Origin of the sequence: Nostoc sp., from assembly GCF_036919615.1 — a bacterium.
Classification (GTDB): domain Bacteria; phylum Cyanobacteriota; class Cyanobacteriia; order Cyanobacteriales; family Nostocaceae; genus Nostoc.
In genome coordinates, this window is record NZ_JBALCN010000037.1 from 20,671 (window position 1) to 27,424 (window position 6,754).

Below are 6,754 nucleotides of genomic sequence, written 5' to 3' on the forward strand. Positions count from 1 at the left end.
GAATGAAACGCAGCGCACTAATCAGAAAGTGCCTTTTGGATTTGATTGCCACACAATCTAAAGACGAGTCCCTCTTGTTAATTGCCCAAAAGCAAAATTCCCCGGCAGTCTAGACTACTGGGGAATTTTGCTTTTATTCTTTTTATATCGATCAAGCCCACTTGACCAGCGCTTCAAAGTTTGGCGACCGCGAACACTGGTGAGATGGGACAAGCCGCACGTAACCCGCACGTAACCCGCACATAAAATCAAATGAAACATATTAGCACGGGTGTACCCCCATTGTATGTCAATGGCATGGGTGTACACAACCTTAACTCTACACTACTATCAAGAGCTAAAAGCAACCAAAGTAATAAGCAATTTATTAATACCTATATAGTAATAAATTGTTTATCAAGCTACAAGAATTTTAGTCAAAAAGCTTTTTCAAAGGCTGATACAGGCAATAAAAATATTCATAACTCATCAGTTATGAATGCTGGAGGTACAGCATGATTGCATCATCCACAATCACATTAATGCCGCATCTCTGGACTGCCGATCTAGGCTCGATAGTCTCTCTCTCTAGCCGGTTTGCCACTGGTGATTTACTCAAGATTCCTGAAACTCTAGAGCAGGGGATGCACATTATTTTGGTGGATAAGGATACGCCAGAAACAGCCATAAGAAAGGCGATTTATCAAATCCTCTCGTCTGGTAACAGCCCAGAAATTTACGAGACGCATCTGCCGATCGCAACTCTGGCAGCGAATGAATCTCTCTCAGCAAGCGAGTTATCTGGTCAGATTGTAGGATTTTGTCAGCCTTGGGAAAAGTGGTTGGAACGGCGATCGCAAGAGAAGCTATCTCTCAAAGAAGCGGCAGAGATAGCGAAAGTAATATTGGCTTATGAGCAAGAGCCGAAAAGAACTGTAGAGCTTGGTACGCTTCGGGTGCGGTGCGATGAAAAATCCTATGACTGGAATAATCTGATCCGCGAATTAGAAAACGAGGGGCAGACTACCTCTGGTGATTCTAAGCTCAAAAAACTTTCTTTGAGAGAAGCATCTGAAAAAGCTAGAGAAATTTTGCTTTTAGAGCAAGACGAGCTAGAGTCCAATCTAAAATTAGAGGAAATTCGGGCGGCTTGCGGGATGGGCAGTGGAGATTGGGAATGCAAGATAATCAAACCACTCAAGCGAGAATTGGGAGGGCAACGCTTCAAGCTTGATTTAATTTATGTATTAGGCATTGACGACCCAGTAGAGCGCATTCGGCAACAAGCGCTACTGGCTCCCAGATATCAAATGAGCGCGGCTATGTTGGCGCAAGCGATCGCCGCAATGAAGCAACGCACTTTTACCCCAGAGGTAAAGGTTTATGACCTAGATGAACTATTTGATTTAGAGAGCAAAGGCATAGACTGGGTAATCCCAGAGTTATTGCCCAGGGGAGAATCAGTTATCTTGGCCGCCAGTCCAAAGGCAGGGAAGACGTTACTTGCAATTGACGCAGCGTTTGCGATCGCAACTGGTGAGAGCTATTTCTTAGGCGAAACAACCAAGCGGGGTAAGGTACTTTTAATTTCTGTTGATGAATCGCTAAACAGCACCAAGTCCAAATTACTCAAGCGCGGGTTCCGTCGCCAAGATAAAGAATATATCCGCGTCCTGTCACAGTGGACAATTGACCAGATGGGCGTTCTGGAAGCGGAGTTAGAGGACTTTCGCCCGGATGTGGTGATAGTGGATAGTTTGCGGCGGATTAATCACGGTTCCCAGATTAGTGAGAATAGCGCGGAGTTCGCTGACAACATATACACCCTCAAGGAAACCTGCGGGAGGTATGGAGCATCAAGCATTTTAATTCACCATAACAACAAAAATAGTGAAGCATTGGGCGTGGGCAGGCTTCGTGGTTCATCTGCGATCGCTGGTGCGGTGTGGGGAACTTGGCAACTTGACCATATCCCCAAAGAAGACCCAAACAACAAGAAAAAACTAATCATTGACCCCAAAGATCCGAAGCGAGTATTAAGTGTGTTCGCCCGTGACACAGAAGGACAAACATTCAATATTGAGTTCAACCCAGAAGATAACAGTTGGGTGAGACTAGGCAGCGATACGCCAGAAGAGAAGGAGCAGGGAACACTCAGGGAGCGGATACTCAATATTCTAGGAATCAATGAATCTGGGTTGAGTGGAAGCGAAATAATCGAGCTTTTGGGGATGACGAAAGAAGAGGGTAGAGGAGTTTACACCACCCTAAACCGCATGGTCAGTAAACGGCTAATCTCGTGTAAACCAGCACCAGGCGATAAGCGGTACAACATTTACACGTTGCCAACAAAAAACTCTACCCCCCCCCCTCCTATACATAATGATCCAAATGTTGAGTATGACTCTGAAACCATTAACCAGCAATACTTACAAAATACTCAACACATTACTCAACACCCTTTAAAAATTACTCAACACCCAAATCAGGTAATCGACCCTGTTGAGTCCTTAAACGTAGATACAGTAAGCAACGTAGCGATACTCAACACCTCTGATGAAAATGTAGGGGGAGGGGGTAATTTTCTATCTGTTGAGTATTTTGAAGCTGAAAACGAGTCTGTCTTATCTGACACTAACTATGAGGAAAGTACGGTAAGGGAAGGGGATACTCTTGCAACGCCCCCCCAGGACATAATTACGGTAGATAAAGTGATCGCCCAATCTGTATTAAAAAGCGGGCAAAAGGTTGAGTTTTTGAGTGAGAGCGATCGCCAATGGTACAAAGGAACAATTGAGAGCATTGAATCTGAGTCTGGGTACTTTGTAAAAGCGATGATTAGATATCAGGCTTTTGGTAAATCACGCCAGGAAACAATATGTAGACAGGATTGGTTAAGAGCGATGCCTACGGCGGTAAACTACGCGCAATCTTAAAGTGTCGCTGTGTCGTAGCGATCGCGGATACGCCCCTAATTTGCCCAGAATTCCGCTATGATTCCGCCATCGCTTAGACTGGCTTGCTGCAAGCAGTCCCGCTATTCCCCCGTTATTCCCCCCCCATTCCCCCAGGCGTTCACCATCGCTCAAGTAGTTTGCTGCAAACGAAGAGAACTGAACCATGAATAAAAAACCGACCAAAGTCAGCGCCAACAAAGCCCACTTGAAATGCTTCTCTCACCCTGGTTTCTCCCAGGCACAGGTAATAGCTCGTGCTGGCAAGCTTCCGCCCGAAGCGGAAAATTTCACCGCTATTCTCGACGGCGTTTTAGAACGCACGAAAAACACCAAAGACGGCGACTGGGCAGACATCGAATTTATCTTGCATTCCCAAATCGCCATGCTCAACACGCTAGCGGCCAATTTTATGAATAAAGCGATCGGCGGATATGAGGCCCCAGAAGTGCTGCGAGTTTTTCCCCAGATGCCCTTAGAATTTGCAAGCCTCAGCCTAAAATGCCAAGCCGAAATGCGGAAGTGCATAGCGCTGCTACATGAAATCAAAAACCCCAAAAAGCCCACACAGTTTATAAAAAACTACGTCAATCAACAACTCAACCAGCTACAGGTAGAGCAACAAGAACTAAAGCAGCGACTAGAGGCAAATAACCATGCCCCGATGGACTTTACAAGCAAGGGAGAGGCAGAGGCAGTTGATACAGCAGTGGCGACCGTGGCAGCATAGCGCGGGGCCGGTGACGCTAGAGGGGAAAGCGATTAGCGCTCGTAATAGCTATAAACACGGGATGCGGAGCGCCTTCATGGTTGCCTTGAAAAGGCAGATCAAGATATCTTCTCAGTTGAAGAATTTTCTTAAAAATTTCGAGAGCGAGAATTGACAAACGAACTATTCACGCGGGTAGTTTTGTGTGAAATCTGTGGTGAATCTGCGGAATTTTTATTTTAGAATCACCGCGCATAGTACGCTAAATTTTTTTGAGCTAAAAACCCAAAATTCAACCGAATTCCCAAAAGTTGCTTGTTACCAGTTGAAAATATATATGCTAAATTCTCTAACAGAGCTGGAGGATGCTTATACCAATTCACGATTTGCAATGGGCTACGCTACGCTAACGCAATGACGCTCTCTACGAGACGCTGCGCGAACGCGGACTCGCTAACTGGAGGCGGAGCGTCTCCGGCTTTGCGCTGCGCTAACGCAATGAAAAAACGCAAGATGCAGCAAAGCTTTGATGGTTTACATCTGTATCAGATTTTTCGTGAAATGGTATTACTACTATATAGAAAGAATGTCGTTAGATTTTCACTACAACATCCACCTCAAAGAAAAAAGATTTAAAAATGACTCATCCTGCCCTCACTAAAGGAGCTGTTGCCACTGTCACAGGCGGTGCTGCCGGGATTGGATTGGCAGCGGCCAAGCAGTTCGCACAGCTCGGACTCCGTGTCTGCATTGCTGACGTAAATGCGGATCGGCTACGTGGCGCGGCTGAAGAGATTGCGATCGAAGCAAATGGTCGAGTGGACGACGTGTTAACTATGGAGACGGATGTCAGTCGTGTCGATGACCTACGCAAGCTTGAGGCCGCAGTACGCGATCGCTTCGGTGGCACAGATATTCTCATGAACAATGCTGGTATCAAGACTGGCAGCAGCATCTTCGGTTCTGGTGAGAACTGGCAGCGCGTGCTAGATGTCAACCTTTGGGGCGTGATCAACGGCACTCAAGTCTTTGTGCCGAGCATGATTGGGCGTGGTCGGCCAGGCCTGGTCATCAACACAGGTTCAAAACAAGGAATTACCACCCCGCCTGGTGATCCGGCCTACAATCTCTCCAAGGCTGGTGTGAAGGCTTTCACGGAGTCCCTACAGCATGAACTCCGCAACACGCCAAACTGTAAAATCAGCGCGCACCTGTTGATTCCCGGCTTTGTGTTCACAAACCTGGCTGCGTCAGGTCGCACCGAGAAGCCGCCAAGTGCCTGGACTTCGGAGCAGACCATCGACTTCATGATGGAGCGGCTGGACGTTGGAGACTTTTATATTCTCTGCCCTGATAATGATGTGCATCGTCAGCTCGATGAGCGACGCATCCTTTGGGCCGCAGGCGATATTGTCGAGAATCGCCCCCCTCTCTCTCGCTGGCATCCAGATTATGCACAATTGTTCGAGGCGTTCGCTCAAAAAACCTAGAGGTGATGCTATCAAAATTGCGGTTTAAAACCCGTCCTCCTGAGAAATAATTTGAGCAGAGGGCGCTGCGGATTCAAGGCACTTACTCGAAATAAAATGCCCAGCCGTCGATGAAAGCCCTTCTCTTTCAGAGACGCGATCGCAAACGGGGCGAAAGCGCCTAAATCCTTGGGTCGAGCCAAAATATATTTTATACGGCTGGGCATTTTATTATTTGGATCTCCCCAATCAGACCACGAGCCAAATCAAGGTTCGGAAACTTACTGAAGTGGCATCACATCATGGAAGTGCTTGTAGTCCAAGTAGCGATCGCCATCGGGCGCTTTATACACCAAATTCTTAAAGCGATAGTTCCAAAGAATATCTTGAGGAGCATAAGTATGACGGGCATACATCATCTGAGTGACCGTCTCATCGACACCACTGAGGCTGACAACAATGATGCTATTAGTTTCAACTAACGCTTCCGCTGTCACGCCAGACAGGGGGCTAGATTCGTCGATTGGGTGCAGTACAAGCCACGATAAGGCGAAACTCGGTGAGTGACTGCGAACCAGAGACAAGTCGTAAATCCGACGAATATATTGTCCTTCTGCGGTTACTTCATCTCGCAGTAAATAAACTTTAAGCTGAGCTTCTAATATCTGATTGCTGCGCTGATTTGCCATGCGAAAGCTCAAAGTGGGCACTGACTCGTGCGGCGAGATGGTTGCTACTTCAGTAAAGACCACTCGTGCAGTCGGGTTAGAGAACCGTGCAAAGGCTAACCCGGTTAACATCGCGATCCCGATCAGGCTAGACATTGATTCGATCATAACAACTGTATTTGCATAAACAGTTTGAGGAAACATTGCGCCATACCCGATCGAACCCAACGTCTGCACGCTAAAAAAGAAGCAATCCCAAAACGAACCTGGAGCTGCATTTGCAACGCAGTCTCCTCCGGCTAGAAATAGCAGCGCAAACATTACATTTGTACTCAGGTAAGCTCCGACAACCAAAGCAGCAAATCCTTGCCAGGGAATTGTCAGAATCAAATGATAGGGATCACGCCAATGAGAATACCAAGCATTCATCCCGACAATGTTAAAGCGTCCATCTTGAATGTGAATTTGGACACGACGAGGACGGCGACGGCGGGTGCTGAGTTTGGCAAAAAGAGAGTTCATCAAATTTTCTTCCCTCAAGAAGCTAAAGTGATTTCATCCTCAGTTTAAGAATTGTGGACTGTAGCAGCGATCAAACTCTCAACATCCGAAACTGAACAACCAGCAGCAAGTACGGTCAATCCTCAAAGGTGGTTACGTTGCAAAAACAGAAGCAGCAGGTAGTAGGGTGAGAAGATCCTGTCTGGAAAGCTCTCATGTCCCAGTCCAACCCTTTTAAATGGCGGCATTATGAACTAGAAATCATTTTTTTTACTACAAAAACACTACAAAAGTAGTTGAGGTTTCGCCAAACAGCAAGTGAAAGCGAATACAACGACAGTGATCCAGGAATGCGATTGCCTAGATAGCCAGGGTTGATTATGGCAGGACTGTGCCAAAACGGGAAAATTGTACGCTAAGGAATTAGTTCAACTCCTCAACTTATTACCAGTTAACGGTTTCAGCTTAATTTAA

At 46.6% G+C, this 6,754-nt stretch carries 7 protein-coding genes; 4 read left to right on the plus strand and 3 right to left on the minus strand.

The window, feature by feature from the left end:
* Nucleotides 1-252 precede the first annotated feature (252 nt).
* Nucleotides 253-498 (plus strand): hypothetical protein, encoded by a 246-nt coding sequence (locus V7K48_RS11470; protein WP_335072459.1) that lies wholly within the window; start codon nucleotides 253-255, stop codon nucleotides 496-498.
* Entirely contained in the window at nucleotides 495-2,915 is a 2,421-nt protein-coding gene (locus V7K48_RS11475) for an AAA family ATPase (RefSeq protein WP_335072461.1), read from the plus strand. Before V7K48_RS11470 ends, V7K48_RS11475 begins: the two co-directional genes overlap by 4 nt.
* Here V7K48_RS11475 and V7K48_RS11480 read toward each other — a convergent pair.
* Nucleotides 2,874-3,101 carry a hypothetical protein gene (locus V7K48_RS11480; protein WP_335072463.1) on the minus strand — a complete coding sequence of 76 codons (228 nt, stop codon included), beginning with the start codon at nucleotides 3,099-3,101 and terminating at the stop codon, nucleotides 2,874-2,876. The two genes, V7K48_RS11475 and V7K48_RS11480, sit on opposite strands and share 42 nt — an antisense overlap.
* Between V7K48_RS11480 and V7K48_RS11485 the strand changes: the two genes are divergently transcribed.
* Nucleotides 3,100-3,663, plus strand: coding sequence for a hypothetical protein (locus V7K48_RS11485; RefSeq protein WP_335072466.1), 564 nt, complete (start codon nucleotides 3,100-3,102; stop codon nucleotides 3,661-3,663). The genes V7K48_RS11480 and V7K48_RS11485 overlap by 2 nt on opposite strands.
* 617 nt (nucleotides 3,664-4,280) lie before the next feature.
* Nucleotides 4,281-5,132, plus strand: a complete 852-nt coding sequence (locus tag V7K48_RS11490; RefSeq protein ID WP_335072468.1) for an SDR family NAD(P)-dependent oxidoreductase — start codon at nucleotides 4,281-4,283, stop codon at nucleotides 5,130-5,132.
* Nucleotides 5,133-5,143: 11 nt separating this feature from the next.
* Here V7K48_RS11490 and V7K48_RS11495 read toward each other — a convergent pair whose 3' ends face one another.
* Nucleotides 5,144-5,338, minus strand: coding sequence for a hypothetical protein (locus tag V7K48_RS11495; protein ID WP_335072470.1), 195 nt, complete (start codon nucleotides 5,336-5,338; stop codon nucleotides 5,144-5,146).
* Nucleotides 5,339-5,392: 54 nt separating this feature from the next.
* Complete coding sequence (locus tag V7K48_RS11500) at nucleotides 5,393-6,301, minus strand: ion channel (protein WP_335072472.1); 909 nt, start codon at nucleotides 6,299-6,301, stop codon at nucleotides 5,393-5,395.
* Between the last annotated feature and the right edge of the window lie 453 nt (nucleotides 6,302-6,754).